Annotated in this window: 21 protein-coding genes; 15 read left to right on the top strand and 6 right to left on the bottom strand. The window is 68.3% G+C overall.

The genetic code is table 11. The features are described from left to right. Nucleotides 1-31 precede the first annotated feature (31 nt). Nucleotides 32-1,834 (top strand): thioredoxin domain-containing protein, encoded by a 1,803-nt coding sequence (locus tag HD600_RS01885; protein WP_184281183.1) that lies wholly within the window; start codon nucleotides 32-34, stop codon nucleotides 1,832-1,834. An 85-nt stretch (nucleotides 1,835-1,919) separates the two neighbouring features. Here the strand turns inward: HD600_RS01885 and HD600_RS01880 are convergent, their stop codons facing one another. Beyond that, nucleotides 1,920-3,470: a phospholipid carrier-dependent glycosyltransferase gene (locus tag HD600_RS01880; RefSeq protein ID WP_184281181.1), complete on the bottom strand. Its 1,551-nt coding sequence runs from the start codon at nucleotides 3,468-3,470 to the stop codon at nucleotides 1,920-1,922. A gap of 22 nt (nucleotides 3,471-3,492) precedes the next feature. Here HD600_RS01880 and rsmI point away from each other — a divergent pair, with 22 nt between their 5' ends. Continuing rightward, nucleotides 3,493-4,314 carry a 16S rRNA (cytidine(1402)-2'-O)-methyltransferase gene (rsmI, locus tag HD600_RS01875; protein WP_184281179.1) on the top strand — a complete coding sequence of 274 codons (822 nt, stop codon included), beginning with the start codon at nucleotides 3,493-3,495 and terminating at the stop codon, nucleotides 4,312-4,314. A gap of 94 nt (nucleotides 4,315-4,408) precedes the next feature. On the opposite strand, the gene HD600_RS01870 is transcribed toward rsmI, so the two are convergent. Further along, complete coding sequence (locus tag HD600_RS01870) at nucleotides 4,409-4,972, bottom strand: hypothetical protein (RefSeq protein WP_184281177.1); 564 nt, start codon at nucleotides 4,970-4,972, stop codon at nucleotides 4,409-4,411. A 107-nt stretch (nucleotides 4,973-5,079) separates the two neighbouring features. Here HD600_RS01870 and HD600_RS01865 point away from each other — a divergent pair, with 107 nt between their 5' ends. From HD600_RS01865 to HD600_RS01835, 7 genes are all read left to right on the top strand, one after another. Then, nucleotides 5,080-6,279: a sensor histidine kinase gene (locus tag HD600_RS01865; protein ID WP_184281175.1), complete on the top strand. Its 1,200-nt coding sequence runs from the start codon at nucleotides 5,080-5,082 to the stop codon at nucleotides 6,277-6,279. Then, a complete protein-coding gene (locus HD600_RS01860) occupies nucleotides 6,272-6,919 on the top strand; it encodes a response regulator (RefSeq protein ID WP_184281173.1) in 648 nt (215 codons plus the stop codon). The genes HD600_RS01865 and HD600_RS01860 overlap by 8 nt, the downstream gene beginning before the upstream one ends. Nucleotides 6,920-6,962: 43 nt before the next feature. Next, complete coding sequence (gene metG / locus HD600_RS01855) at nucleotides 6,963-8,540, top strand: methionine--tRNA ligase (protein ID WP_184281171.1); 1,578 nt, start codon at nucleotides 6,963-6,965, stop codon at nucleotides 8,538-8,540. Nucleotides 8,541-8,553: 13 nt separating this feature from the next. Further along, the gene (locus HD600_RS01850) at nucleotides 8,554-9,450 is read left to right on the top strand and encodes a TatD family hydrolase (protein WP_184281169.1); all 897 of its coding nucleotides are present in this window, start codon (nucleotides 8,554-8,556) and stop codon (nucleotides 9,448-9,450) included. A 141-nt stretch (nucleotides 9,451-9,591) separates the two neighbouring features. Next, nucleotides 9,592-10,440, top strand: coding sequence for a 16S rRNA (adenine(1518)-N(6)/adenine(1519)-N(6))-dimethyltransferase RsmA (gene rsmA / locus HD600_RS01845; RefSeq protein ID WP_184281167.1), 849 nt, complete (start codon nucleotides 9,592-9,594; stop codon nucleotides 10,438-10,440). Nucleotides 10,441-10,449: 9 nt separating this feature from the next. Further along, the gene (gene mgrA / locus HD600_RS01840) at nucleotides 10,450-11,517 is read left to right on the top strand and encodes an L-glyceraldehyde 3-phosphate reductase (RefSeq protein WP_184281165.1); all 1,068 of its coding nucleotides are present in this window, start codon (nucleotides 10,450-10,452) and stop codon (nucleotides 11,515-11,517) included. A gap of 7 nt (nucleotides 11,518-11,524) precedes the next feature. Continuing rightward, the gene (locus HD600_RS01835) at nucleotides 11,525-12,460 is read left to right on the top strand and encodes a 4-(cytidine 5'-diphospho)-2-C-methyl-D-erythritol kinase (protein WP_184281163.1); all 936 of its coding nucleotides are present in this window, start codon (nucleotides 11,525-11,527) and stop codon (nucleotides 12,458-12,460) included. A 56-nt stretch (nucleotides 12,461-12,516) separates the two neighbouring features. Here the strand turns inward: HD600_RS01835 and mmsB (HD600_RS01830) are convergent, their stop codons facing one another. The 3 genes from mmsB (HD600_RS01830) to chvE all read right to left on the bottom strand — a co-directional run bounded on the left by mmsB (HD600_RS01830) (nucleotide 12,517) and on the right by chvE (nucleotide 16,523). Then, entirely contained in the window at nucleotides 12,517-13,740 is a 1,224-nt protein-coding gene (gene mmsB / locus HD600_RS01830) for a multiple monosaccharide ABC transporter permease (protein WP_184281161.1), read from the bottom strand. Next, nucleotides 13,737-15,290: a multiple monosaccharide ABC transporter ATP-binding protein gene (gene mmsA / locus HD600_RS01825; RefSeq protein WP_184281159.1), complete on the bottom strand. Its 1,554-nt coding sequence runs from the start codon at nucleotides 15,288-15,290 to the stop codon at nucleotides 13,737-13,739. Before mmsA (HD600_RS01825) ends, mmsB (HD600_RS01830) begins: the two co-directional genes overlap by 4 nt. 84 nt (nucleotides 15,291-15,374) lie before the next feature. Then, a complete protein-coding gene (gene chvE, locus HD600_RS01820) occupies nucleotides 15,375-16,523 on the bottom strand; it encodes a multiple monosaccharide ABC transporter substrate-binding protein (RefSeq protein WP_184281157.1) in 1,149 nt (382 codons plus the stop codon). Between the two features lie 199 nt (nucleotides 16,524-16,722). On the opposite strand from chvE, the gene HD600_RS01815 reads away from it, so the two are divergent. The 6 genes from HD600_RS01815 (at nucleotide 16,723) to HD600_RS01790 (ending at nucleotide 24,814) form a co-directional block, all read left to right on the top strand. Continuing rightward, complete coding sequence (locus tag HD600_RS01815; RefSeq protein WP_184281156.1) at nucleotides 16,723-18,249, top strand: ATP-binding cassette domain-containing protein; 1,527 nt, start codon at nucleotides 16,723-16,725, stop codon at nucleotides 18,247-18,249. Continuing rightward, nucleotides 18,249-19,484 (top strand): ROK family transcriptional regulator, encoded by a 1,236-nt coding sequence (locus HD600_RS01810; protein WP_144797407.1) that lies wholly within the window; start codon nucleotides 18,249-18,251, stop codon nucleotides 19,482-19,484. Before HD600_RS01815 ends, HD600_RS01810 begins: the two co-directional genes overlap by 1 nt. 98 nt (nucleotides 19,485-19,582) lie before the next feature. After that, nucleotides 19,583-20,596, top strand: a complete 1,014-nt coding sequence (locus tag HD600_RS01805) for a LacI family DNA-binding transcriptional regulator (RefSeq protein WP_144797405.1) — start codon at nucleotides 19,583-19,585, stop codon at nucleotides 20,594-20,596. 150 nt (nucleotides 20,597-20,746) lie between these two features. Further along, on the top strand, nucleotides 20,747-22,297 hold the full coding sequence (mmsA, locus tag HD600_RS01800; protein ID WP_184284613.1) for a multiple monosaccharide ABC transporter ATP-binding protein: 1,551 nt from the start codon (nucleotides 20,747-20,749) through the stop codon (nucleotides 22,295-22,297). Further along, nucleotides 22,294-23,655 (top strand): multiple monosaccharide ABC transporter permease, encoded by a 1,362-nt coding sequence (mmsB, locus tag HD600_RS01795; RefSeq protein ID WP_144797403.1) that lies wholly within the window; start codon nucleotides 22,294-22,296, stop codon nucleotides 23,653-23,655. The genes mmsA (HD600_RS01800) and mmsB (HD600_RS01795) overlap by 4 nt, the downstream gene beginning before the upstream one ends. Nucleotides 23,656-23,698: 43 nt before the next feature. Continuing rightward, nucleotides 23,699-24,814 (top strand): substrate-binding domain-containing protein, encoded by a 1,116-nt coding sequence (locus HD600_RS01790; RefSeq protein ID WP_144797401.1) that lies wholly within the window; start codon nucleotides 23,699-23,701, stop codon nucleotides 24,812-24,814. Nucleotides 24,815-24,885: 71 nt separating this feature from the next. On the opposite strand, the gene HD600_RS01785 is transcribed toward HD600_RS01790, so the two are convergent. Next, a complete protein-coding gene (locus tag HD600_RS01785; protein ID WP_184281153.1) occupies nucleotides 24,886-25,377 on the bottom strand; it encodes a nucleoside deaminase in 492 nt (163 codons plus the stop codon). Between the last annotated feature and the right edge of the window lie 50 nt (nucleotides 25,378-25,427).

Below are 25,427 nucleotides of genomic sequence, written 5' to 3'. Positions count from 1 at the left end.
TCTCCAGCCGTCGCGGCGTAGCGTGTCGGGCATGACCAATCGCCTCGCCGAGACGCTCAGCCCCTACCTGCGCGCGCACGCCGACAACCCGGTCGACTGGCACCCGTGGGGTGCGGAGGCCTTCGACGAGGCGCAGCGGCGGGGAGTCCCGCTGCTCATCTCGATCGGCTACTCGACCTGTCACTGGTGCCATGTGATGGCGCGCGAGTCGTTCTCCTCGCCCGAGGTCGCCGCGATCATCAACCGGGACTTCGTCGCCGTGAAGGTCGACCGCGAGGAGCATCCGGACGTCGACGGGGCGTACATGGCCGCCGCATCCGCCTTCACCCAGAACCTGGGATGGCCGCTGACGGCGTTCGCGACCCCGCAGGGGAGGACGTTCTACGCCGGGACATACTGGCCGCCGGAGCGGCGAGGGCAGATGCCCGGCTTCCGCGAGGTCCTCGCGGCCGTGCAGGAGGCATGGACGACCCGGCACGAGCAGGCCGTCGAGTCGGCGGATGCCGTCGCCGACGCTCTCGCCCAGGCCGCTGTCGTCGCCCCGTCCGACCTGCCGGATGCGGGACGGCTCGCCGTCGCCGCCAGGGCGATCGCCGCCAGGGAGGACACCTCCTATGGTGGTTTCGGCGCCGCGCCGAAATTCCCCGTGGCGACGACCCTCGGCTTCCTGCAGGAGCCGTCCGTGCGCCGCGAGGCACCGGAGGCGGCCGCGGCTGCAGAGCGCGCGCTCGCCGCGATGGCGGCATCCGACCTTCGTGACGTCGACGGCGGATTCTTCCGGTACGCGACCATGCGCGACTGGACAGTGCCCCACTACGAGCGGATGCTGACCGACAACGCCCAGCTGCTGGATGTGGCCCGACGCGCGGGGGACGAATCGACGGCGCGGGGGATCGCCTCGTTCCTCATCGGGGTTCTGCGCCAGGACGGCGGCGGCTTCCGGGCCGCACAGGACTCGGAATCGATCATCGACGGTGAACGCAACGAGGGTGGCTACTACCGGCTCCCAGCCGAAGAGCGAACGGGGCTGCAGCCGCCCGCGGTCGACGGCAAGGTCATCACCGGCTGGAACGGGCTGGCCATCGGTGCGCTCGCTCGGGCCGGCGCAGCCTGGCGAGAGCGAGCGTGGGTGGCAGCAGCGGCGGATGCCGCGCGTTACGTGGGTGAGGTGAATCGCGCACCGGACGGCAAGCGGGTGCGGGCCTCCCTCGGCGGGACGGCGTCGGCCGCGGTGGCGACGCTCGCGGACCTCGCCCTGCTCGCCGACGGTCTCCTCGCACTCGCCGTGGCGACGGGCGAGGCCGATTGGGCGGTGGAGGCGCGCGACATCCTCGACGAGCTGTTGGAGTCAGGGGCATCCCCCGATCCCGTCCTCGCCGCGCATGGCATCACGCCGGCACCCGACCAGACCGACGGCGACCTGCCGTCGGGCGCGGCCGCCCTCGCCGGCGCCGCGCTGTCGGCATGGCGTCTGGGCGCAGGGGAGCGGTATCGCGCCGCGGCAGAGGAGCTCGTGCGTGCGTACGCGGCAACCGCGCTCCCGCACCCCTTCGGTCACGGATCGCTCCTCTCCGTCGCAGCGGGCCTGGCGGAGTCGCCGCGTCAGGTCGTGGTCGTCACCGATGCCGTCGACGGGCCCCTCGCATCGGCATCCCGCCAAGTGGATGCCGACGTGGTCGCCGTCGTCAGCCCCGCGCAGGCGAAGGCGTTCGAGGACGCCGGGTTCGAGCTGTTCGCGGGCAGGGCGCAGGGCGTCGACCTCGCGTACGACTGCCGCGCGTTCGTGTGCCGCCTCCCGGTCTCCGACCCCGCCGATCTGCCGCTCGCCCGCTGACGCGCCGTCCGAGGCAGCCGGTATGGATTTCGTCGGTCATGCCGGCTGAGAACCGGCAGCATCCATACCCGCTGAGTGATCCGGCTCAGATCCAGGTGGGCAGCCAGTTGTGGATCAGCCAGAACTCGTACGGCACGCTCATGCCGGTCCACACCGGGTAGAAGAACGCCGACACGAGCACGACGGCGATGAGGAACACGGCGACGGTGCGCTCGCCGGCCTGACGTCGGGGGAGAGGATTCTCCCGGCGGCCGGCCATGTCGCGTAGGCCGAGCACGAGCGCGAGACACAGGAACGGCATCATCACCACGGTGTAGAACTGGAAGATCGTCCGCTCCGGGTACAGCAGCCACGGCACATACGTCACGGCGAGACCGACGAGCGGGACGCCGTACGTCCACGGCATCGGCCGGCGCTCGACGAGACCGCGCACGAACCGGTACAGCAGATAGACCGCCGCCGCGACGCCGCCGTACCAGATCAGAGGGTTCGGGACGGTCGAGATCACCGACATGCAGTGATCAGTGCCGCAGCTCTGATCGCCGCCCACCCACACGGCGGTCGGGCGGATGAGGAGCGGCCACTGCCATGCCGGACTCGCGTACGGGTGCCCTGAGCCGAGTCCGATGTGGAACGCGTATATCGCCTGATGGAAGTTCCACAGCGCGACGAACGGGTTCGCGTCGGTCTGCCGGTCGTATCCGCCGGCGGTGACCAGCCAGCCCGTCCATGAGGCGAGGTAGGTGACGAACGCGGCAGGCACCAGCAGCAGGAACGAGACGACCCCCTGCCGAGCCACGGCATCCATCGGCCAGTACGCCACGCCGGCGCGGCGCCGGGCCAGGGCATCGGTGACGACGAGATACAGCCCCAGACCGGCGAGTGCGTACAGCCCCGACCACTTCACGGCCGTGGCCGCGCCGAGGGCGATGCCCGCGGCGATGACCCACGGCCGTCGCCACACGATCCGGCCCCACAGGGTCTGCTCCTCGGTCGCAGCGGGCGCCTCGACGAGAGGGATGCTCCGCCGGCGATCGAGGAGGACGAAGAGGAATCCGAGCAGGACGAAGAACGTGAGGATGCCGTCGAGCAGCCCGATCCGACTCATCACGATGCTGAGGCCGTCGACGGCCAGGAGCAGGCCGGCCACGGATGCCGCGACGACGGAGCGCGTGAGCTCCTTCGCCACGAGGTACACCAGCAGCACAGTCGCCGCGCCGACCAGGGCGACCGGCAGCCGCCACGCGGCGCTGTTCCCTGGTCCGAACGCTCCCATGCCCAGCGCGATGATCCATTTGCCCAACGGCGGGTGCACGATGAAGGAGCCTTCCGTGCCCAGCGCGCCGTCGTCGCCGGTGAGGAACTGTTCGTTCGCGCCGTCGCCCCAGGTGCCCTCGTAGCCGAGGGTCCACAGCGACCAGGCGTCCTTGACGTAGTAGGTCTCGTCGAAGGCGAGCGTGCGCGGATGTCCGAGGTTCGCCAGCCGCAGCAGCGCCGCCAGCGCCGTGAGCAGCAGCGGGGACAGCCACGACACCAGGCGATTCCACTCCGGGTCTCCCCGCACGCGGTCGCGGAGCCGCCCCCACACCGTCAGACGCTCCGCAGGAGGAGGCAGGAGCGGGACGGGCGCGGACACGGCATAAGCCTAAGCTGAACGGGTGATCATCCTCGCGGCGACCCCGATCGGCAATCTCGGCGACGCGTCTCGGCGTCTGGTCGAGGTGCTCGAGAACGCGCGGATCGTCGCAGCGGAGGACACCAGGACGACGCAGCGGCTGCTGCAGGCCCTGAAGATCGACAACCGGCCCCGGCTGATCGCCCTGCACGACCACAACGAGAAGCACAAGGCGGCCGAGCTCGCCGCCCTCGCCATGGACGAGGACATCGTCGTCGTCAGCGATGCGGGGATGCCGGCGGTGAGCGACCCGGGGTACGGACTGGTCGCGGAGGCTGTGGCACAGGGGGTCACGGTGACCGCGATCCCCGGTCCCAGCGCGGTGATCATGGCGCTGGCGATCTCGGGGATGCCCACCGACCGCTTCACGTTCGAGGGCTTCCTGCCGCGGAAGCCGGGTGAGCGTCGCGGTGTCCTCACGACGCTCGGCCGGGAACAGCGCACGATGATCTTCTTCGAGTCGCCGTCACGGTTGGCGTCCGCTCTCGCCGACATGGGCGAGGCGTTCGGCCCGGATCGGCGGATCGCGGTGTGCCGCGAGCTGACGAAGCTCTATGAAGAAGTGCGCCGTGGCACGGCATCCGAGCTCGTCGAGTGGGCGCAGGCCGGCGTCAAGGGCGAGATCGTCGTGGTCGTCGAGGGGGCCACGCCTGTCGCGGCATCCGTCGAGGATGCCGGCGCCCAGGTGCAGGCGCTCGTCGACAGCGGCATGCGGCTCAAGGACGCGTGCGCCGAGGTTGCCGCAGCGACAGGACTCAGCTCACGGGATCTGTATCAGCAGGCCCTCGCCTCCCGCGGCCGCTGAGGCCGCACGCACCACGCAGATCTTCCCGAATCTCGCAGAGATTCTCGGAATGTCTGCGAGATCGCTGCAGTCGTGCGCGATGCGCGCGCCGAGATCAGCGTGCGTCGCTCCGCTGCGCGGGCCTTGCCGCCTCGGTCACCGTGACCCACACCGGCCAGCCGACGAACCAGATGCCCGTGACCAGCCACACGCGCCCGATCCAACCAGCGAGCTCCGACGTCCTCGCCGGGTCGTCGACCAGCCAGGTGATGCCGCCGAGCACAGCGGTCGTGATCACCGCGCACACGACCATGCGTCCCCAGTCCTTCCACTCGTGCACCACCCGATCGCGGCCGTGCTTCGGCGTCCTCGTGGGCTCCGGTCCGCCGGCGAACCGGTGTGAGAACCACGCGTCGACTCTCGCGATGATCGTGTGCCCGAATGCGACGGTGAAGCCCAGGTACACCGCCCCGAGCCCGTGCGCGAAGTCCGCGGTCGCTCCTGCCACGCGCAGGTCCCACGTGATGAGACTCAACAGTGCGAGATCCAGCAGCGGAACGCACAGCAGCAGCACGGTCGACAACCGGCGCCACCGCAGCAGGTAGCGCGTCGCGAGACCGGCGAACAGCACGACCCAGAATCCGATCTCGCAGGCGAGGATCGCGATGACGATGTTCATGCCTCCACCGTGACGGTCCCCGCGCCGCCGCGGATCCTCCGCACGGCCGACGGATCTCCTCCGATCGGAGGAGGAGGGAGAACGGGAGAGCGGGCAGGATGGATGCCATGGCGTCAGAGCTGCGGCACACCCTTCAGCGGCTGAACGCCCACCCTCGCGGGCGGGATGCGGTCGCCGCTGCGCTGTATCTGCTGCTCGGGATCGCCCTGCTGCAGTTCGGCGGATTCCGGCTGTCCGGCGTGGCGGTCTTCGCGCCGTCGGCGGGGATCTGGACGAGCGAGACGATCTTCCTGCTCCTCCTCCTCGCCATGGCCGCCCTGGCCACGATGCGCTCGACGCATCCCCTCGCCATGCTCGCCGCGGGGATCCCCCTTGTGGCAGTCGACGTGCTGCTGGGGACGAGTCTCGGCGTGGTCATCCTGTTCTCGGACTTCGTCTACTGCGCGTTCCGGTACGGCTCCGACCGGGGAGTGCGCGTCGTGCTCGCGGTGATCCTCGTGACATTCGTCGCGGTCGGCATCACTCTCGTCGTCTGGCACGGGGCCGCAGTCCGGTACGCCCCGCTGGCGTTGCAATGGGCACTGTTCGTGCTGCTCTCGGCCCTGTGGGGATGGAACGTGCGCAGCGAGCGGGAGCGCACGCGGGCGGCGATGGCGCAGACGCACGCGCGATCGATGCAGCAGCTGCGGCAGCGCGTCGCCCACGACCTGCACGATCTCGTCGCGAATCAGATCGCCGTCGCCGGTCTGAACATCGAAGCCGCCCGGCTGACGGCATCCGCTGCGGCCGAGACCGGTGAGGTCGATCAGATCCTCGCGAGGGCGAAGAGCGGCACCGACGACGCGCACCGGGAGCTGCGCCGGCTCATCGCCCTGCTGACCACGGTCGACGACGTGGAGGAGGCCCGCGAGCCGTCCGTCTCCGCCCGCCGGCTCGACGACCTCGTCCCGTCGGATCGGCGTCTCGTGCACACCGGCGAACCGCTCGAGGCCGCGCTCGCCGGTATGCCGCCGCGCGCCGCGGGGATCGTCGTGCGCGCGGTGCAGGAGCTCGTCATGAACGCGGTCAGACACGGGACCGGGGATGTCGAGCTCGCCGTCGCGGGCGATGAGCACAGCGACGCGGCCATCACAGTGCGGGTCTCGAACCGCGTCGCGGAGGCCGCCGCCGCAGTCCACGGCAGCGGAATCGGGATCGCGGGTGCCACGATGCTGCTCTCCGACGTGGACGGAGCCGTCGTCTCGGCGGCGACCGATGACGGCCGGTGGCACGCCGTGGTGACAGTGGGGGAGGCGCGCGATGTCTGACCGGGTCACCGTGCTGATCGCCGACGATCACGAGGCGGTCCGGACCGGGGTCGCCGCGATCCTGCGCTCCGACCCCGCGATCGAGATCGTCGGCGAGGCGGAGAACGGCTTCGACGCTCTCGCGCAGTGCACATCCCTGGCGCCCGATGTCGCGCTCGTCGACCTGCGGATGCCGGGGACGGACGGCATCTGGGCGACCGAGCGCATCACGGCGGAGACGCCGACGCGCGTACTCGTGCTGACGACCTTCGACTCGGACGACCTCATCGTCCGCGCGCTCGCGGCCGGGGCGCACGGTTACCTGCTCAAGGCGACACGCGGCGCCGAGCTCGTCCAGGCCGTGCACCACGTCGCCGCGGACCGGCACGTCATCGATCCGGCGGTGGCGGGCAGCGTCATCGCGCAGCTGAACCGTCGTCCGGAGGTGCAGCCCGCCCCCGCCCTTCCCACGCTGACCGCGCGCGAGGCGGAAGTGCTCGCCCTGCTCGCGCAGGGACTGACGAACCAGCAGATCGCCGATCGGTTGAGGATCGGCGTGACGACCGTGAAGACGCACGTCGGCGCCCTGTACGACAAGACCGGCGCGACCTCCCGCGTGCAGCTCGGAGCGCTCGGAGCCGGCGCCGCCGGTGGCGGCTGACACACGAGCAACGCCGCGCGGCATCCCGCCTAGAATTGACGGCATGCCCGCAGGCGAATCCTTCTACATCACCACGCCCATCTACTACCCCTCCGATGTGCCCCACATCGGTCACGGGTACACATCGGTGGCGGTCGACACCCTCGCGCGGTGGCACCGCCAGGCCGGCGATGACACGTGGATGCTGACGGGCACGGACGAGCACGGACAGAAGATGCTCCGCGCTGCGGCGGCGAACGACGTCACCCCGCAGGAGTGGGTCGACAAGCTCGTCTCGGAGAGCTGGTTCCCGCTGCTGGAGACCCTCGACGTCGCCAACGACGACTTCATCCGCACCACCCAGGAGCGCCACGAGAAGAACGTGCAGGTCTTCTTCCAGCGGCTCTATGACGCCGGATACATCTACGCCGGCGAGTACGAGGCGCTGTACTGCGTGGGGTGTGAGGAGTTCAAGCCGGAGAGCGAGATCGTCGACGGCACCGGTCCCTTCGAGGGGCTGAAGGTCTGCGCCATCCACTCCAAGCCGCTGGAGCTGCTGCAGGAGAAGAACTACTTCTTCAAGCTCAGCGAGTTCCAGGACCGGCTGCTCGAGCTCTACAAGACCGAGCCGGACTTCGTCCGCCCGCACTCGGCTCGCAACGAGGTCGTCTCGTTCGTCAGCCAGGGCCTGAAGGACCTCTCCATCTCGCGCTCGACGTTCGACTGGGGCATCCCGCTGCCGTGGGACGAGTCGCACGTCATCTACGTGTGGGTGGACGCGCTGCTGAACTACGCCACGGCTGTGGGATTCGGTTCGGATGAGGAGACGTTCGCTCGTCGCTGGCCGGCCTACCACGTCGTCGGCAAGGACATCCTGCGCTTCCACGCCGTCATCTGGCCCGCCCTGCTGATGGCCGCAGGCCTCGACGTCCCCAAGGGCGTCTTCGCGCACGGCTGGCTGCTCGTCGGCGGCGAGAAGATGTCGAAGTCGAAGCTCACCGGCATCGCACCGACCGAGATCACCGACGTGTTCGGCTCGGACGCGTACCGGTTCTACTTCCTCTCGGCGATCGCGTTCGGACAGGACGGGTCCTTCTCCTGGGAGGACCTCTCCGCCCGGTACCAAGCGGAGCTCGCCAACGGCTTCGGCAACCTCGCCTCGCGCACGATCGCGATGATCGAGAAGTACTTCGGCGGCGTCGTCCCCGAGGCCGGCGAGTACACCGAGAATGACCTCGCGATCCAGAAGATCGTGGCGGATGCCGCGACGGCGGCCGACGCGTCGATCGAGCAGTTCCGCATCGACGAGGCGATCTCGTCGATCTGGACCATCGTCGACGCCCTCAACGGCTACATCACCGAGAACGAGCCGTGGGCTCTCGCGAAGGACGAGGCCCAGCGCGGCCGCCTCGGCACCGTGCTGTACACGTGCGCAGAGGGCCTGCGCGCACTCGCCGTCCTGCTGTCGCCGGTCATGCCGCAGTCGACCGGCACGCTGTGGTCGGCGCTGGGCGCGGAGCAGGAGCTCGGCGCGCTGCAGCAGCAGCCGATCCGCGAGGCCGGAGCATGGGGTGCGCTGCGACCAGGCACGACCGTCACCGCCCTCGCGCCGCTGTTCCCGCGCGTCGAGACGCAGGGCTGATCGGAGGATCGGAATGGCCGCGGAGGGGACGAACCCCGACACGTACGTGAAGTCGCGCGCGACCGACGGACGCAAGGACCTCCGCTACCCGGACGCGCCCGATGCGCTGACGGTCCCGGTGTACGACAACCACGCCCACCTGGAGATCACCGACGGCGTGGAGCCGCTGACCCTGGCCGAGCAGCTCGATCGGGCCGAAGCGGTCGGCGTCATCGGCGTCGTCCAGGCATCCGGCGACATCGAGTCCTCTCGGTGGGCGGTGGATGCCGCGGCATCCGACCCCCGTGTCCTCGCCGCCGTCGCGATCCACCCGAACGATGCTCCGCTTTACGCCGAGGCGGGGCGGCTCGATCAGGCCATCGCGGTGGTGGACGAGCTCGCCGCGCACCCGCGCACGCGCGCGATCGGCGAGACGGGGTTGGACTTCTTCCGCACCGAGGAGGCAGGACGCGGCGCGCAGTTCGCATCGTTCGAGGCGCACATCGCGTTGGCGAAGAAGCACGGGATCGCGATGCAGATCCACGACCGGGATGCGCACGAGGAGGTGCTCGCGACGCTCACCCGCGTCGGCGCGCCCGACACCACGGTGTTCCACTGCTTCTCGGGCGACAACGCGATGGCCCGTGTCTGCGCTGATGCCGGGTACTACCTGTCGTTCGCGGGGAACGTGACGTTCAAGAACGCGCAGAATCTGCGCGACGCCCTGCGGGTGACGCCGCTGGATCGGATCCTCGTCGAGACGGATGCCCCGTTCCTCACCCCTGTGCCGCTGCGGGGCCGGCCGAACGCGCCATACCTGATCCCGCACACGCTGCGCTTCATGGCCGCAGAGCTCGGCCTGGACGTCGAAGAGCTCGCCGCCCGGATCGCCGAGAACACCCTGCGCGTCTACGGCTCCTTCGCCGACTGAGTTCCACAGCGCCGAGTCGCCGCGGCGACACCTGCACGAACCCGCGACACCTGCACGGTGAGGACGCTGCCTTAGCCGTGCGACCGTCGTTTCGTCGTGCATCTGTACGGACGTGCGGTGCGGATCGGGGAGAATGGCAGGATGACCGTCTCACTGCTCGGCGCGACCGAGATCCGCCGCCTCGCCGCCGAGCTAGACGTCACCCCCACCAAGAAGCTCGGCCAGAACTTCGTCGTCGACGCGAACACCGTGCGCAAGATCGTGCACGTGGGTCGCGTGCAGGCAGGGGAGCGCGTCGTGGAGGTCGGTCCTGGCCTCGGATCGCTGACTCTCGCAATCCTCGAGACGGGAGCGTCCGTCACGGCCGTCGAGATCGACCACCGCCTGGCCGCACGTCTGCCGCAGACCGCCGCAGATCACGGCGTGCCGGAGGGTGCGCTCACGGTCGTCGATGCCGATGCGCTCCGGGTCACCGAGCTGCCGGGGGACCCGACGGTCCTCGTCGCGAACCTGCCGTACAACGTCTCGGTTCCTGTCCTGCTGCACTTCATGGAGACCTTTCCGGACATCCGGCGCGGCGTCGTGATGGTGCAGGCCGAGGTGGGTGAGCGCCTCGCCGCAGCTCCGGGGAGCAAGGTCTACGGCGCTCCGAGCGTCAAGGCCGCCTGGTACGGTCCGTGGCGACTGGCCGGCAACGTGTCGCGTCAGGTGTTCTGGCCGGTGCCGAACATCGACAGCGTGCTGGTCGCGTTCGAACGCGATCCGCAGCCCCGTGGCAGTGAAGAGCTGCGTCTGGCGACGTTCCGGATCGTGGATGCCGCGTTCCAGCAGCGCCGCAAGATGCTCCGACAGGCGCTCGCCGCGGTGCTCGGGGGAACAGCCGCCGAGGCCTCCGCACTTCTCGAGCGCGCCGGTGTCGCACCGACCGCCAGGGGCGAGGAGCTCACGGTCGACGATTTCGTGAGAATCGCGCTGGCGCTTCAGGGCTAACCTGGAGGCGTGACTGAAACGCCGCGCTTCCGCTCCGATGTTCCCGACATCCACCGTCCCTACGCGGCCTCGGCCGATCGCTATCAGCAGTTCGCGTATCGGCAGGTCGGCACCTCCGGCCTGCACCTGCCGCCCATCTCGCTGGGGCTGTGGTGGAACTTCGGTGACAACATCCCGCTGGACAATCAGCGCGCCCTCCTGCGTCACGCCTTCGACCGCGGCATCACCCACTTCGATCTCGCCAACAACTACGGCCCGCCGCACGGCTCTGCCGAGAAGAACTTCGGGCGCATCTTCGAAGAGGACTTCCGTCCGTACCGCGACGAGCTGATCATCTCGTCGAAGGCCGGCTGGGACATGTGGCCGGGCCCGTACGGCGACTTCGGCAGCCGCAAGTACCTGCTCGCCAGCGCCGAGCGCTCGCTCACCTCGATGCGCCTGGACTACGTCGACATCTTCTACTCGCACCGCGTGGATCCCGTCACCCCCGTCGAGGAGACCATCGGTGCACTGGACACGCTCGTGCGGCAGGGCAAGGCCCTCTATGTGGGGATCTCGTCGTACAGCGCCGAGCGCACCGCGGCGGCCGTGGCCGTCGCCAAGGAGCTGGGCACGCCGCTGGTGATCCACCAGCCCTCGTACTCGATCCTCAATCGCTGGATCGAACCGGAGCTCACCGACACTCTGCGCACCGAAGGGCTGGGCGCGATCGCCTTCACGCCCCTCGCCCAGGGCCTGCTGACCGACAAGTACCTGAAGGACGGCACGGCGGAGCGCGCGCAGAAGCGCGGCTCGATCTCGGACAAGCCGTTGTCCGCCGAGGGGCTGTCGATCCTCCGTGCTCTCAACGAGATCGCCGAGGGGCGCGGGCAGACGCTCGCACAGATGGCTCTGCAGTGGACGCTGCGTGACCCCGTGGTCGTCTCCGCCCTGATCGGAGCGTCTCGCATCGAGCAGCTCGACGAGAACATCGCCGCTCTCGACGGTCCGGCCTTCTCCGAAGAGGAGCTGTCCCGCATCGACGCGCTCTCCGACGGCATCGACGTCGACCTGTGGGCCGTCTCGTCGACGCTCTGAGTCGACCATGAGCCTCGCCGCGTTCCCCGGATCCGTGCACGTGCGGGCGCCGGGGAAGATCAATGTCTATCTGGGCGTCGGCGGTCGCCACGAGGACGGCTACCACGCCCTGGCCACGGTGTTCCAGGCGGTCTCGTTGTTCGAGGACGTCATCGCCACCGAGTCCGATGAGTTCTCCCTCAGCGTGTCCGGTGTCGAGGACGCGGCATCCGTTCCGACCGATGACCGCAACCTCGCGATGCGGGCGGCGAAGATGCTCGCCACCGCGACAGGGTACGCCGGCGGCGTCCATCTCGAGTTGCGCAAGAGCGTTCCGGTTGCCGGAGGCATGGGCGGCGGTTCGGCCGATGCCGCAGCGGCCCTCGTGGCGTGCGATGCCCTGTGGGGCACAGGCCTCTCTCCCCAGCATCTGCACGAGCTCGCGGCCCGACTGGGTGCGGACGTGCCCTTCGCGCTGCACGGCGGCACCGCCGTCGGCACCGGGCGAGGCGATCAGCTCAACCCTGCCCTCGCACGCGGCCGTTTCGACTGGGTGCTGGTGACCAGTGACGCCGGGCTCTCCACACCGGAGATCTACGCGCGGCTCGACGAGGACCGAGCGGAGACCGGCGCGCTCGCCGATGACCCTCCGCTGTCCCTCGACGTGCCGATCCCGGTGCTGCAGGCGCTGCGCGCCGGTGATCCGCACGCGCTCGCCGCCGCGATGTTCAACGACCTCGAGGGCCCGGCCCGAAGCGAGCGCCCCGTCCTCGACGACATCATCGCCGAGGGGATCGCAGCCGGTGCCCTCAACGGCATCGTCTCCGGTTCAGGACCCACCATCGCGTTCCTGTGCGAGAACCCGGCGAGCGCCCGCGATGTGGCGGCGGAGCTGCAGGACGCCGGCCGCACAGCCATGCACGTCCACGGGCCCGTCCACGGGGCCCGCATCATCTCGGCCTGAGAGAACACGAACGGGGCGGGACGCCTGCCGCGTCCCGCCCCGTTCGTCCCCCAGTCTCAGCGGACGGTACCGGCCCGGCGCTTGTTGTAGATGTCGAATGCGACGGCGAGCAGCAGCACGAGTCCCTTGACGATCTGCTGGCTGGACTGCGGCACGCCCATCAGCTGCATGCCGTTGGTCATGACGGCCATCACCAGACCACCGACCAGCGCACCGCCGACGCGTCCGACGCCGCCCATCGTCGAGGCGCCGCCGATGAAGCAGGCCGCGATCACGTCGAGCTCGAACATGTTCCCCATGCCCGGCTGGGCGCCGTTGGAGCGCGAGGAGAAGACGGCGGCGGCGATGCCGGTGAGGAACCCCATGTTGACGAAGATCCAGAAGTTCACGCTGCGCACGTTGACGCCCGAGAGTCGCGCGGCGGACAGGTTGCCGCCGACGGCGTAGACGTGGCGACCGAACACGGTGCGGTTGGCGATGACCTGGTACACGAGGATGAGGACCGCGACGATGATCAGTACGACCGGGAAGCCCCGGTTGTAGGCCAGGGCCCACGTGAACGCCAGCAGCACGGCCGAGATCACGACGAGCTTCGCCACGAACAGAGGCATGGACTCGACCACCTGGTTGTACCCCTGGCGGGCGCGACGGCTGCGCATCGAGGACACCACGACGCCGATGACGGCGAGCACGCCGATGACGAGTGTGAAGACGTCGACGGTCTGCGGGACGCCCATCAGTCCCTGCCCCTGACCGACGGTGATCGATCCGAAGATGCCGTCGAGGAAGCCGCTGGCGACCTCGCGGTAGGCGGTCGGGAACGGCGAGAGCGACACGTTGTCCAGCACGAGCCAGGTGAGGCCGCGGAACAGCAGCATTCCCGCGAGGGTGACGATGAACGCCGGGATGCCGACGTACGCGACCCAGTACCCCTGCCACACGCCGACGACGATGCCGGTGATGATGGCGGCGATCACACCGACCCACCACGGCATGCCCATGCGGATGACGAGCACGGCGGACACGGCGGAGGCGAACGCGAGCACCGAACCGACCGACAGGTCGATGTGACCGCCGACGATCACGAGGATCATGCCGAGCGCCATGATGAGGATGTGCGCGTTCTGCAGCACGATGTTCGTCACGTTCTCGGGGCTGAGCAGCGTTCCCCCGGTGAGGATCGTGAACAGCAGGATGATCGCGACGAAGGCGATGTAGATGCCTGAGGTGCGCAGGTTGTGGGTCAGCAGCTCTTTGACCTCGGTGAACACGTTGTTCATGCCGCGGCCTCCTTCGGGGAAGTGTTTTCGATCGTCATGAGGGACATGAGCGCCTCCTGTGTCGCGTCCGCGGCGGGAAGCTGCCCGGTGATGCGCCCGTAGGCGAGGGTGTAGATGCGGTCCGAGAGCCCGAGGAGCTCCGGCAGCTCGCTGGAGATGAGGATGACGGCCTTACCAGCGGCCGCCAGAGCGCCGATGATCTCGTAGATCTCGTACTTGGCGCCGACGTCGATGCCGCGGGTCGGCTCGTCGAGGATGAGCACGTCGGGGTCCGTGTAGAGCCACTTCGCCAGCACCACCTTCTGCTGGTTCCCGCCGGAGAGGTTGCCTACGATCTGGGCGACGGTGCGCGACTTGATGTGCAGGTCGGTGCGGTAGCGCTCGGCGACCTCCGCCTCGCGGTGGGCGTCGATGAACGGCCCGGCGCTCGTGAGGTTGCCGAGGCCCGCAGCGGAGATGTTCGTCTTGATGTCGGTGATGAGGTTGAGACCGTACTCCTTGCGGTCCTCGGAGACGTAAGCGAGTCCGTTGCCGATGGCGTCTCGCACCGTGCGGGTGGAGATCTCCTCGCCGCGGAGGAACGCCTTCCCGGAGGCCGCCCTCCCGTAACTGCGTCCGAACACGCTCATCATGAACTCCGTGCGGCCTGCGCCCATGAGTCCCGCGATGCCGACGATCTCCCCGGCCCTGACCGACAGTGATGCGTCGTCCACGACGATGCGGTCCTGCTGCGTCGGGTGGCGCACCGTCCAGTTCTCGACGCGGAAGATCTCCTCGCCGATGTCCGGCGTGCGCTCGGGGAAGCGCCGTTCGAGGGACCGCCCCACCATTCCCCGGATGATCCGGTCCTGCGACACGTCCGGGCCGTGCATGTCGATCGTCTCGATCGTCTGACCGTCGCGGATGATCGTCGTGGTGTCGGCGACCTCGATGATCTCGCCGAGCTTGTGACTGATGATGATGCTCGTGATGCCCTGCTCCCTGAGCCCGCGGAGCAGGCCGAGCAGGTGCTCGGAGTCCGAGTCGTTGAGCGCCGCGGTCGGTTCGTCGAGGATCAGCAGTCGGACGTCCTTCGTCAGCGCCTTGGCGATCTCGACGAGCTGCTGCTTTCCGACGCCGATCTGACCGACCGGCGTGGTCGGGTTCTCGTGCAGTCCGACGCGTTCCATGAACGACGTGGCCCGGGCATTGGCCTCGTGCCAGTCGATCAGCCCACGGCGGAGCACCTCGTTGCCGAGGAAGATGTTCTCGGCGATCGAGAGGTGCGGCACGAGGGCGAGCTCCTGATGGATGATGACGATCCCCGCGTGCTCGGAGTCCTTGATCGCGGTGAACCGCTGCGGCTCGCCGTCGAAGACGATCGATCCGTCGAAGGAGCCGTGCGGGTACACCCCGGACAGCACCTTCATGAGGGTGGACTTCCCTGCGCCGTTCTCGCCGCAGATCGCGTGGATCTCGCCCCGCGCGACCGTCAGGGTGACGTCGTCGAGCACTTTGACGCCGGGGAAGTTCTTGGTGATGTTGCGCATCTCGAGGATCGCGTCAGACATCGCAGCTCCTGTCTGTGAATCGGTGAGCGGAGGGGCGTCCGCCCGCACGACCTGTCGGTCGGCGGGCGGACGCCACGACGGGGATCAGCCGGCGACGCCTGCCGCGATCTCGTCCTCGGTCCAGTAGCCGGAGTCGACCAGGAGCGAGGTGATGTTGTCGGCCACGACGATGTCGGACTCCAGCAGGTAGGAGGGCACGACCTTCACACCGTTGTCGTACGTCTCGGTGTCGTTCGCCTCGGGCTCCTCGCCCTTCGCGAAGGCGTCGGCTGCGGCGACGGCCTGCGTGGCGAGCTTGCGGGTGTCCTTGAAGATCGTCGCGTACTGCACGCCGTCGGCGATCATCTTCACGGATGCGATCTCCGCATCCTGGCCGGAGAGGATCGGAAGACCGTCCTCGATGCTGGAACCGTATCCCGCGTTCTCGAGTGCCGTGATGATGCCGCGCGAGATGCCGTCGTACGGGGCGAGCACGCCGTCGAGCGGCTTCGCGCCACCGTCATAGGTGCTCGTCAGCAGGTCCTCCATGCGCTTCTGCGCCGTGGCCTGGTCCCACCGCAGCGTCGAGATCGTGTCCATGTCCGTCTGCCCCGAGGGGACGGTGAGGCGGCCGTCGTCGAAGTACGGCTGCAGGGTGTCCATCGCGCCCTGGTAGAAGAACTTCGTGTTGTTGTCATCGGGGGATCCGGCGAACAGCTCGACCGCCTTGGCGTCGGTCGCCCCGGTGTCCTCGTTGTTCTCGTCGAGGAAGCCGAGACCGCGCAGGAGAGACTGCGCCTGCTGGACGCCGACGGTGTAGTTGTCGAACGTGACGTAGAAGTCGACGTCCTCTGTGCCGTTGATGAGGCGGTCGTAGGCGATCACGGGGATGCCCTTGCTCGCCGCGTTCTCGAGCTGCGTGGCGAGGGCGGTGCCGTCGATGGAGGCGATGATGAGGATGTCGGCGCCGTTGGTGATCATCTGGTCGAGCTGCTGCTGCTGACGGGGGATGTCGTCGTTCGCGAACTGGAGGTCGACGTCGTAGCCTGCCTCCTCGAGCTGGGACTTCACGGCGTCGCCGTCGGCGATCCACCGCTCGCTCGTCTCGGTCGGCATCGCGACTCCGACGGTGATGTCGCCGGCCTCCGGTGCGCCCTCCGACTCGGTCGCGGGGCTGCTCGCGCAGGCGGCGAGTCCGAAGGCCAGGGCGAATGCGCCGGTGGTGGCCAGGGCGCGCAGGGTTCTTCTACTCATCGCGTTCTCTCTTCCTTGAAAGTTCGGTGGCCGGTGCTGTCTGACCACTCTGTCGGCGTGGAGCGGCGCTCAGGCGCTGTCCGCTTCCGAAGCATGGCATATTGTCGCCCCTGCGGACAAATTATTTTTTCGGGCCTGAGGACAAATTGATTTCTTCGGTAGCATTGGGCCCGTCCGGTCGACGTGGAAGGGCGGTGAGATGTCCGACACAGTGCTGCGCATGTCGGGCGTCACGAAGCGGTTCCGCGGGGTCACCGCGCTCGACGACGTCTCCTTCGAGGTCCGCCCGGGTGAGGTGCACGCCATCTGCGGCGAGAACGGGGCAGGCAAGACGACGCTGATGGAGATCCTCAGCGGCGTGCATCCGCACGGCACGTTCGAGGGGACGATCACCTTCGAAGGCCGCGAGATGCGATTCCGCTCCCTCGCCGACAGTGAAGCCGAGGGCATCGTCATCGTGCATCAGGAGCTGGCCGTCGTGCCCCAGCTCTCGATCGCCGAGAACCTCTTCCTCGGGCATGAGATGACCCGTTTCGGACTCGTCGACGAGGAACGGACCTTCGCCCTCGCATCCGAGCTGATGGCGAGGGTGGGGCTGCACGAGAGCCCGGCGACGCGCGTGTCGGAACTGGGGATCGGCAAGCAGCAGCTCGTCGAGATCGCGAAGGCGCTCGCCAAGGACGTCAGACTGCTCATCCTCGATGAGCCGACCGCTGCGCTCGGACGCGCTGATTCCGATCGGCTGATGGCGCTGGTCGACCGGCTCCGGTCCCACGGGATCACGTGTGTGCTCATCTCGCACAAGCTGCAGGAGGTCCTCGACGTCGCCGACCGGATCACGGTCCTCCGAGACGGCGCATCCGTCGAGACCATGCACCGCGACGACCCCGACACCGATGAGGGGCGGATCATCCGCGCGATGGTGGGGCGCCCCCTCGACGACCTCTTCCCACCACGTGAGCCCGACATCGGCGACGAGCTCTTCCGCCTCGAGAACTGGACTGTGCATCACCCGAGCGATCCGCAGCGGGTCGTCATCCACGACGTCACGCTCCGTGTGCACGCCGGTGAGATCGTCGGGATCGCCGGCCTGATGGGGGCGGGGCGCACCGAGCTCGCCCTCAGCATCTTCGGACGTTCGTACGGGTCGGTGGTCACGGGATCGGCCTTCAAGCGCGGCGAGGAAATCGAGCTGCGGACCATCCGCGAGGCGATCGCTCACGGCATCGCGTACGCGCCGGAGGATCGACGCCAGGACGGCCTCAACCTGCTCGCATCCGTGCAGACCGGGATCTCGTCGGTCGCGTTGGGGCGGCTCGCGCATCGCGGTCTCGTCGACGGCATCCGCGAACGTAAAGTGGCAGAAGCGTATCGCTACAAGATGAACATCAAGACCCCGAGTGTGGGTGCGGCCACCGCGACGCTCTCCGGCGGGAACCAGCAGAAGATCGTGTTGTCGAAATGGATATTCAGCAATCCCGACGTCCTCATCCTCGACGAGCCGACGCGGGGGATCGACGTCGGGGCGAAGTACGAGATCTACGGGCTCATCAATGAACTCGCGGCGCAGGGGAAGGCGATCATCGTCATCTCCTCGGAGCTCCCGGAGGTGATCGGGCTGTCCGATCGCATCTACACGGTCGCCGACGGGCGCGTCACGGCCGAAGTGGCCAGGGCGGATGCCACCCAGGAGCTGCTCATGCGACACATGATGGTCACGCGTTGATGGTCGACTCGCATCGCACCGAGGATCACGATCTCTCGGAACCGCTCATCGCGGCGCAGCGCCCCCTCGCCCGGACGACGAACGAGGACGTGCGGCAGAAGAACCTGTCGACCGTCCTGCAGCTCGTCCATGGCCGGGGCGCGCTGTCCCGGACGGAGATCGGCGCGCGGACCGGCCTCACCCGATCGACCGTGACCGCTCTCGTGCAGGAGCTGCTCGATCTCAACCTCGTCTGCGAGGCGTCGGTGGAGCGCACAGGACGCGCAGGCCGACCCTCCCTCGGAGTGGCGGCGGAGGATCGTGTCGTCGCTCTGAGCGTGAGCGCCGAGCCCCACAGCGTCTCGGTGGCCCTGGTGGGTCTCGGCGGAGCGGTGCATTCGCGGGTGCGGCACGACCTCGCCAAGCCGCCGAGCCCGCGACGCTTCGCACAGGTCACGTCGTCGCTGATCGACGGGATGCGCGCGGACATCGACCGGCACTACCGCCTCGTCGGCGCCGGGGTCGCGGTGCCCGGTCTCGTGGACCGCAGCGGCACCGTGCTCCTCTCGCCCTCACTCGGCTGGCGCAGGGAGAACCTCGCACGGCGTCTCACCGACGCCATCGGGGTCGCGGTCTCCGTGGGCAACGACACGAGCGTCGGGGCCCTGGTGGAGACCCGATTCGGCGTCGCGAGGGACGTCGACAACGTGCTGTATCTCAGCGGTTCCATGAACGGGATCGGCGGTGGGCTGGTGCTCGACGGCGCCCTCGTGCGCGGCACGTCGGGATTCGCGGGCGAGTTCGGACACACCGTGGTGAACACCTCGGGAGCGCTGTGCTCGTGCGGCCGCCGCGGGTGCCTGCAGGTGGAGGTGCACCCGGCCAAGGTGCTCGCACTCCTGGGGCGCCGCCGCCTCGACGAGGACGAGCTCGACATCGAACTCGGCCTCGTGCGAGACCCGGTGACCATCGCCGAGGTCGCCAGGCAGGTCGATGTCCTCTCGGTGGCGCTGACGAACTTCGTGAACGCTTTCGCGCCGCAGATGGTGGTGCTCTCGGGGTACCTCGGCGTGCTGCTGGCGACGAGTCGGGAGCGTCTGGCGGAGGCCGTGCGGTTGCATCCGGTGGGAGCAGAGGGGCGGACCGTCCGCCTCGAGCGCGCGCACATGCGGTCGCACCTCATGCAGATCGCACCCGCTGAGCTCGCCTTCGAACCGCTCCTGGACGACCCCGTCGCCCAGGCGCCGAGAAACTGACCGTCGACGGCTGAGCGGCGCACCGGATGCGCGAGTGATGCCCTCGCGACATAATGGAACGAACGATGTGACCGTGCACACGCGAGGGAGACGATGCAATGTCAGCCTCTGGTCCGCGGTCACGGGTGCCCAGCATCCGCGACGTCGCCCGGCTGGCCGGCGTCTCGCACCAGACGGTGTCCCGCGTGCTGAACGAGCACCCCAGCATCCGTCCGGAGACCCGGAAGCGCGTCGAGGACGCCATCGCCGTTCTCGACTACAAGCCGAACCTCGCCGCACGTGCCCTCGTCACGAGCCGGTCGCACACCATCGGGGTGCTGTCGGCCACGGTGGGGGAGTTCGGCCCCACATCCTCGATCGCGAGCATCGAGGATGCCGCGCGCGCTGAGGGCTACTCGGTGACCACCGTCAACCTCCCCGCCACCACCCCGGAGGCGATCGGTGACGCGATCCGACAGCTGACGCGGGAACAGGTCAGCGGCATCGTCGCGCTGGCCCCGCAGGTGCGTGTGTTCAACGTGCTGCGGGGGATGGCCGTCGGCGTGCCCTTCGTCAGCCTGCAGACGGCGTCGGGCTCGGACGGCTACACGCTGTCGGCCGACCAGGTCGCGGGAGCGCGAGCGGTGACGGAGCATCTCATCTCCCTCGGCCACACCGACATCCTGCACCTGGCCGGACCGCAGGACTGGATCGAGGCGGAGTCGCGGATGCGCGGGTACCTCGAGGCGCTGCGGGAGGCGGATCTGCCGACCTTCCCGCCCATCCGGGGTGACTGGACGGCCGACTTCGGCTATTTCGCCGGCACCGAGCTGGTCCGCCGTCGGGACTTCACCGCCGTCTTCGCGGCGAACGACCTCATGGCCATCGGGCTCATGCACGGGTTCCGGGATGCCGGGATCGATGTGCCGCGCCAGGTGAGCGTCGTCGGTTTCGACGACATCCCGGTGGCCGCCCACGTCTGGCCGCCGCTGACCACCGTCCATCAGGACTTCCCCGCCCTCGGGCAGCGGGCGGTGCAGATCCTCCTCGCCGAGATCCGGGGCGAGGCCGTGCCGGAATTCGGGCCCGTCGCACCCCGCCTGATCCTTCGCGCGTCCAGCGCCCCGCGGTGACCTCAGCGCGCGTCTGATCTCGATAGCGCAACGGAAGCCGCGCCCACTTGACACCGGCGGAGGACAGGCGCAATATGATGTCTCATGTGAACGGTCACATTAGGGGTGGCCGTCAAGTATCGAGGAAGATTCGTGAGCAGCACAGCAACGATGCCGGCCGTTTCTGGCCCCATCTTGGAGATGCGGGGCATCACCAAGGAATTCCCTGGCGTCAAGGCGCTCTCCGACGTGTCGATCTCCGTCAAGGCCGGTGAGATCCACGCGATCTGCGGCGAGAACGGCGCGGGCAAGTCGACCCTCATGAAGGTGCTGTCGGGCGTGTATCCGCACGGCACCTACGACGGCCAGATCCTGCTCTACGGCGAGGAGCAGCGCTTCAAGGACATCGCCTCCAGCGAGCAGGCCGGGATCGCGATCATCCACCAGGAACTCGCCCTGATCCCCGAGCTGTCGATCACCGAGAACATCTTCCTCGGCAACGAGATCGCCGCCGGGGGCGTCATCGACTGGTCGGCCGCCAAGGTCCGCGCGACCGAACTGCTCGCCCGCGTCGGTCTCGACGAGGACCCCGACATCGCCATCAAGCACCTCGGCGTCGGCAAGCAGCAGCTCATCGAGATCGCCAAGGCGCTCAACAAGGACGTCCGGCTGCTCATCCTCGACGAGCCGACCGCCGCGCTCAACGAGAACGACTCGCAGCACCTGCTCGATCTGATCCTCGGGCTCAAGGCCAAGGGCATCGCCTCGATCATGATCAGTCACAAGCTCAACGAGATCGAGCAGATCGCCGACGAGATCACGATCATCCGCGACGGGCGGACCGTCGAGACGCTCGACATCACCAAGGGCGAGATCAACGAGGACCGCATCATCCGCGGGATGGTCGGCCGTTCGCTCGAGAGCCGGTACCCCGACCGCACCCCGGACATCGGCGAGGTCTTCTTCGAGGTGAAGGACTGGTGGGTGCAGCACCCGACGGTCTCCGAGCGCATGGTCGTGAAGGGGTCGAGCATCGACGTCCGCCGCGGTGAGGTCGTCGGCATCGCCGGCCTCATGGGTGCCGGTCGCACCGAGTTCGCGCGGAGCATCTTCGGTCGCTCGTACGGCACGTTCCTCAGCGGTCAGCTGTTCAAGGACGGCGAGGAGATCGAACTCCGCGACGTCTCCAGCGCCATCCGCCACGGCCTCGCCTACGTGAGCGAGGACCGCAAGACCCTGGGTCTGAACCTGCTGGACACCATCAAGCGCGCGATCGTCTCGGCAAAACTGTCGAAGATCACCGCCAGGGGAGTGGTCGACGGGCGGCAGGAGTACGCCGTCGCGGAGAACTACCGCAAGGCGCTGCGGATCAAGACCCCCAACGTCGAAGAGGGCGTCTCGAAGCTCTCCGGCGGAAACCAGCAGAAGGTCGTCCTCGCCAAGTGGATGTTCACCGACCCCGACCTGCTGATCCTCGACGAGCCGACCCGCGGCATCGACGTCGGGGCGAAGTACGAAATCTACTCGATCATCAACGAACTCGCGGCAGCGGGGAAGGGCGTCATCGTCATCTCCAGCGAACTGCCGGAGCTGATGGGGATCTCCGATCGCATCTACACGATCTTCGAGGGACGCGTCACCGACTGCATCCCCGCTGACCAGGCAACTCCGGAGGCGCTCATGCGCAGCATGACCTCCACGAATCAGAAGGCGAACGCATGAGCGGCAGCACCACAGACACCACGGCCCAGCGCGGGTTCCACTTCGGCGACATCAAGAAGATGTTCGGCGGCGCACAGTCGTCGCTGCGCCAGTTCGGCATCTTCGGCAGCCTCATCGTCATCATCGTCCTGTTCGAGATCCTCACGCTGATCCGCAACGGCCCCAACGGTGCGACGCTCACCTCGGGCAACCTCATCAACGTGATCAACCAGTACTCGTTCATCCTGATCCTCGCGATCGGGATGGTGATGGTGATCATCATGGGCCACATCGACCTGTCCGTCGGCTCAGTGGCGGCGTTCACCGGCATCATCGTGGCGAAGTCCATGGCCGAATGGAACCTCCCCTGGCCGCTCGCGATCGTCCTCGGACTCGTCGTCGGTGCGCTGGTGGGAGCGTGGCAGGGCTTCTGGGTCGCATACGTCGGTGTCCCGGCCTTCATCGTGACCCTCGCGGGCATGCTGTTCTTCCGCGGTGCCAACCAGTGGATCGGCAACTCGCAGTCCATCCCCGTGCCTCGCGAGTTCGTCTACATCGGTGCGGGCTACCTGCCCGAGGTCGCCCTGCCGCTGCCGTTCAACGTGCCGACCATGATCCTCGCCCTCCTCGGTGTCGCCTGGCTCGTGTTCTGGGAGATCCGCACCCGTCGCGTGCAGCGCAAGATGGGCTCGGAGATGGCCCCCATGTGGGTCAGCGTCCTCAAGGTCGTGCTGCTGTCGGTCGTGGTCCTCGTCGCCGGTTGGATGTTCGCCACCGGCCGCAGCGGCACGAGCTTCCCCGTCGCCGGCATCATCCTGCTCGCGCTGGTCATCATCTACTCGTTCATCACGCGCAACACCGTCTTCGGTCGTCACATCTACGCCGTCGGCGGCAACCGGCAGGCCGCTCGCCTGTCGGGCGTGAAGGACCGCTGGGTCGACTTCTTCGTCATGATGAACATGTCCGTCCTCGCGGCTCTCGCCGGCATGATCTTCGTCGCACGCTCGCAGGCCTCCGGCCCCGGCGACGGCAACGGCTGGGAGCTGGACGCCATCGCCAGTGTGTTCATCGGTGGCGCGGCTGTCGCCGGTGGCATCGGAACCGTGATCGGGTCGATCATCGGTGGCCTCGTGATGGCCTTCCTCAACAACGGCCTCCAGCTGCTCGGCCAGGGTGCCGACGTCGTCTCGATGATCAAGGGGCTCGTGCTCCTCGTCGCGGTCGGCATCGACGTCTGGAACAAGCAGCAGGGCCGCCCCTCGCTGATCGGGATCATGATGCGCCGACGCAGCCGCCCGGACGCCGTGAACCTCACCGACTACCCGACCTCCGCCGCGGATTCCGCGAGCGGCAAGAAGGAGACATCGTCGCGCTCCTGAGCGACGTCGTCCCCGCACACCAGGAAACAGAGAAAGAGATCGCATGAAGAGAATGGCATTCGCGGCCACAGCGCTTGTCGCCGCGACAGCTCTCGCCCTCACCGGTTGCTCCGGCGACCGTGGCGGCGACACCGGCGGAGATGCCGGAGAGACCACCGGGTTCGAGCCGGGGTCGACGATCGGCGTCGCGCTTCCGGACAAGACCAGCGAGAACTGGGTGCTGGCCGGACAGCTGTTCACGGACGGACTGGAGGAGGCCGGCTACAAGGCCGACGTCCAGTACGCACCGGCATCCAACACGGTCGCCGAGCAGCAGAACCAGATCCAGTCCATGGTCACCAACGGCGCCAAGGTCATCATCATCGGCGCCAAGGACGGCAAGCAGCTGGCCACGCAGGTGGAGGCGGCGCATGACGCCGGCGCCACGGTCATCGCCTACGACCGCCTCATCGAGAACACCGAGGCCGTCGACTACTACGTCGCCTTCGACAACTTCAAGGTCGGTCAGCTCCAGGGCCAGGCGCTGCTCGACGGTCTCGAGGAGCGCGCCGACCACGACGCCCCGTACAACATCGAGCTGTTCTCCGGTTCGCCGGACGACGCCAACTCGGCGGTCTTCTTCGACGGGGCCATGGACGTCCTGCAGCCGAAGATCGACGACGGCACCCTGAACGTCGTCTCGGGTCAGACCGAGATCGCTCAGACCGCCACCGAGGGCTGGCTCGCCGAGAACGCGCAGAACCGCATGGAGACGCTGCTGACCGGTTCCTACGGCGGCGACGTCGCCATCGACGGTGTGCTGTCGCCGAACGACACGCTCGCCCGCGCCATCCTCACCGCCGCTCAGCAGGCTGGTAAGGGCGTCCCGGTCGTCACCGGACAGGACTCCGAGGTCGAGTCGGTCAAGTCGATCATGGAGGGCATCCAGTACTCCACGATCAACAAGGACACCGCGCTCCTGGTCGAGCAGTCGATCAAGATGGTCGACCAGCTCCAGAAGGGCGAGGAAGCCGAGGTCAACGACACCGAGCAGTACGACAACGGTGTGAAGGTCGTCCCGGCGTACCTGCTCGAGCCGCTGATCGTCACGAAGGACAACGCCGCCGAGGCGTACTCCAACGTGCCGAGCCTGCTCGAGATCGTCGAGTCCTACAACTGAGCATCACCGCTGCAGACGCGAGCCGTCCGTCCCCTCGGGGGCGGGCGGCTCGCTCGTCTTGCGGCGGGTGATCAGACGCCGAAGCTGCGCGCGTGCATGTCGCGCAGCTCCGCGGCGAACTCGGCGACCGGACCTGAGGCCACCTGGTCGGGGGCGATGGCCGTGATGGGGAGCGGTGCGACCGGGCTCGGTGCGGCACCCCAGCTCTCCCGCCACTGCGTGAGCTGCGCGGAACTGACGGCGTACACGATGCGGCCAAGCCCCATCCACGCGTGCGCCGCCGAGCACATCGGGCAGTGCTCGCACGATGTGTACACCGTGCTCTCGGCGCGCTCCTCGGCCGTGAGGTTGCTCGCCGACCAGCGCGCGATCTCGAATTCCGGGTGTCGTGTCTCGTCGCCGTGCTTGACGCGATTGCGGTCCTCGAAGCGCACCTGTCCCGCTCCGTCGACGATGAGCGACCCGAAGGGCTCGTCGCCGTCGTCGAGCGCCTCGCGGGCGAGATCGACGCAGCGCCGCAGGTGACGACGCTCATCCGGGGTCGGCTCATGGAAGTCCGTCATGCCGTCGAGGATAGCGAGCAGGCGCGGCCCGTGGGCCTGCCGTAGCCTGG

The sequence above is a fragment of the Microbacterium ginsengiterrae genome (assembly GCF_014205075.1).
GTDB lineage: Bacteria > Actinomycetota > Actinomycetes > Actinomycetales > Microbacteriaceae > Microbacterium > Microbacterium ginsengiterrae.
Note: the sequence above shows the minus strand (reverse complement) of the source record. Positions and strands in the feature narration are given on the sequence as shown.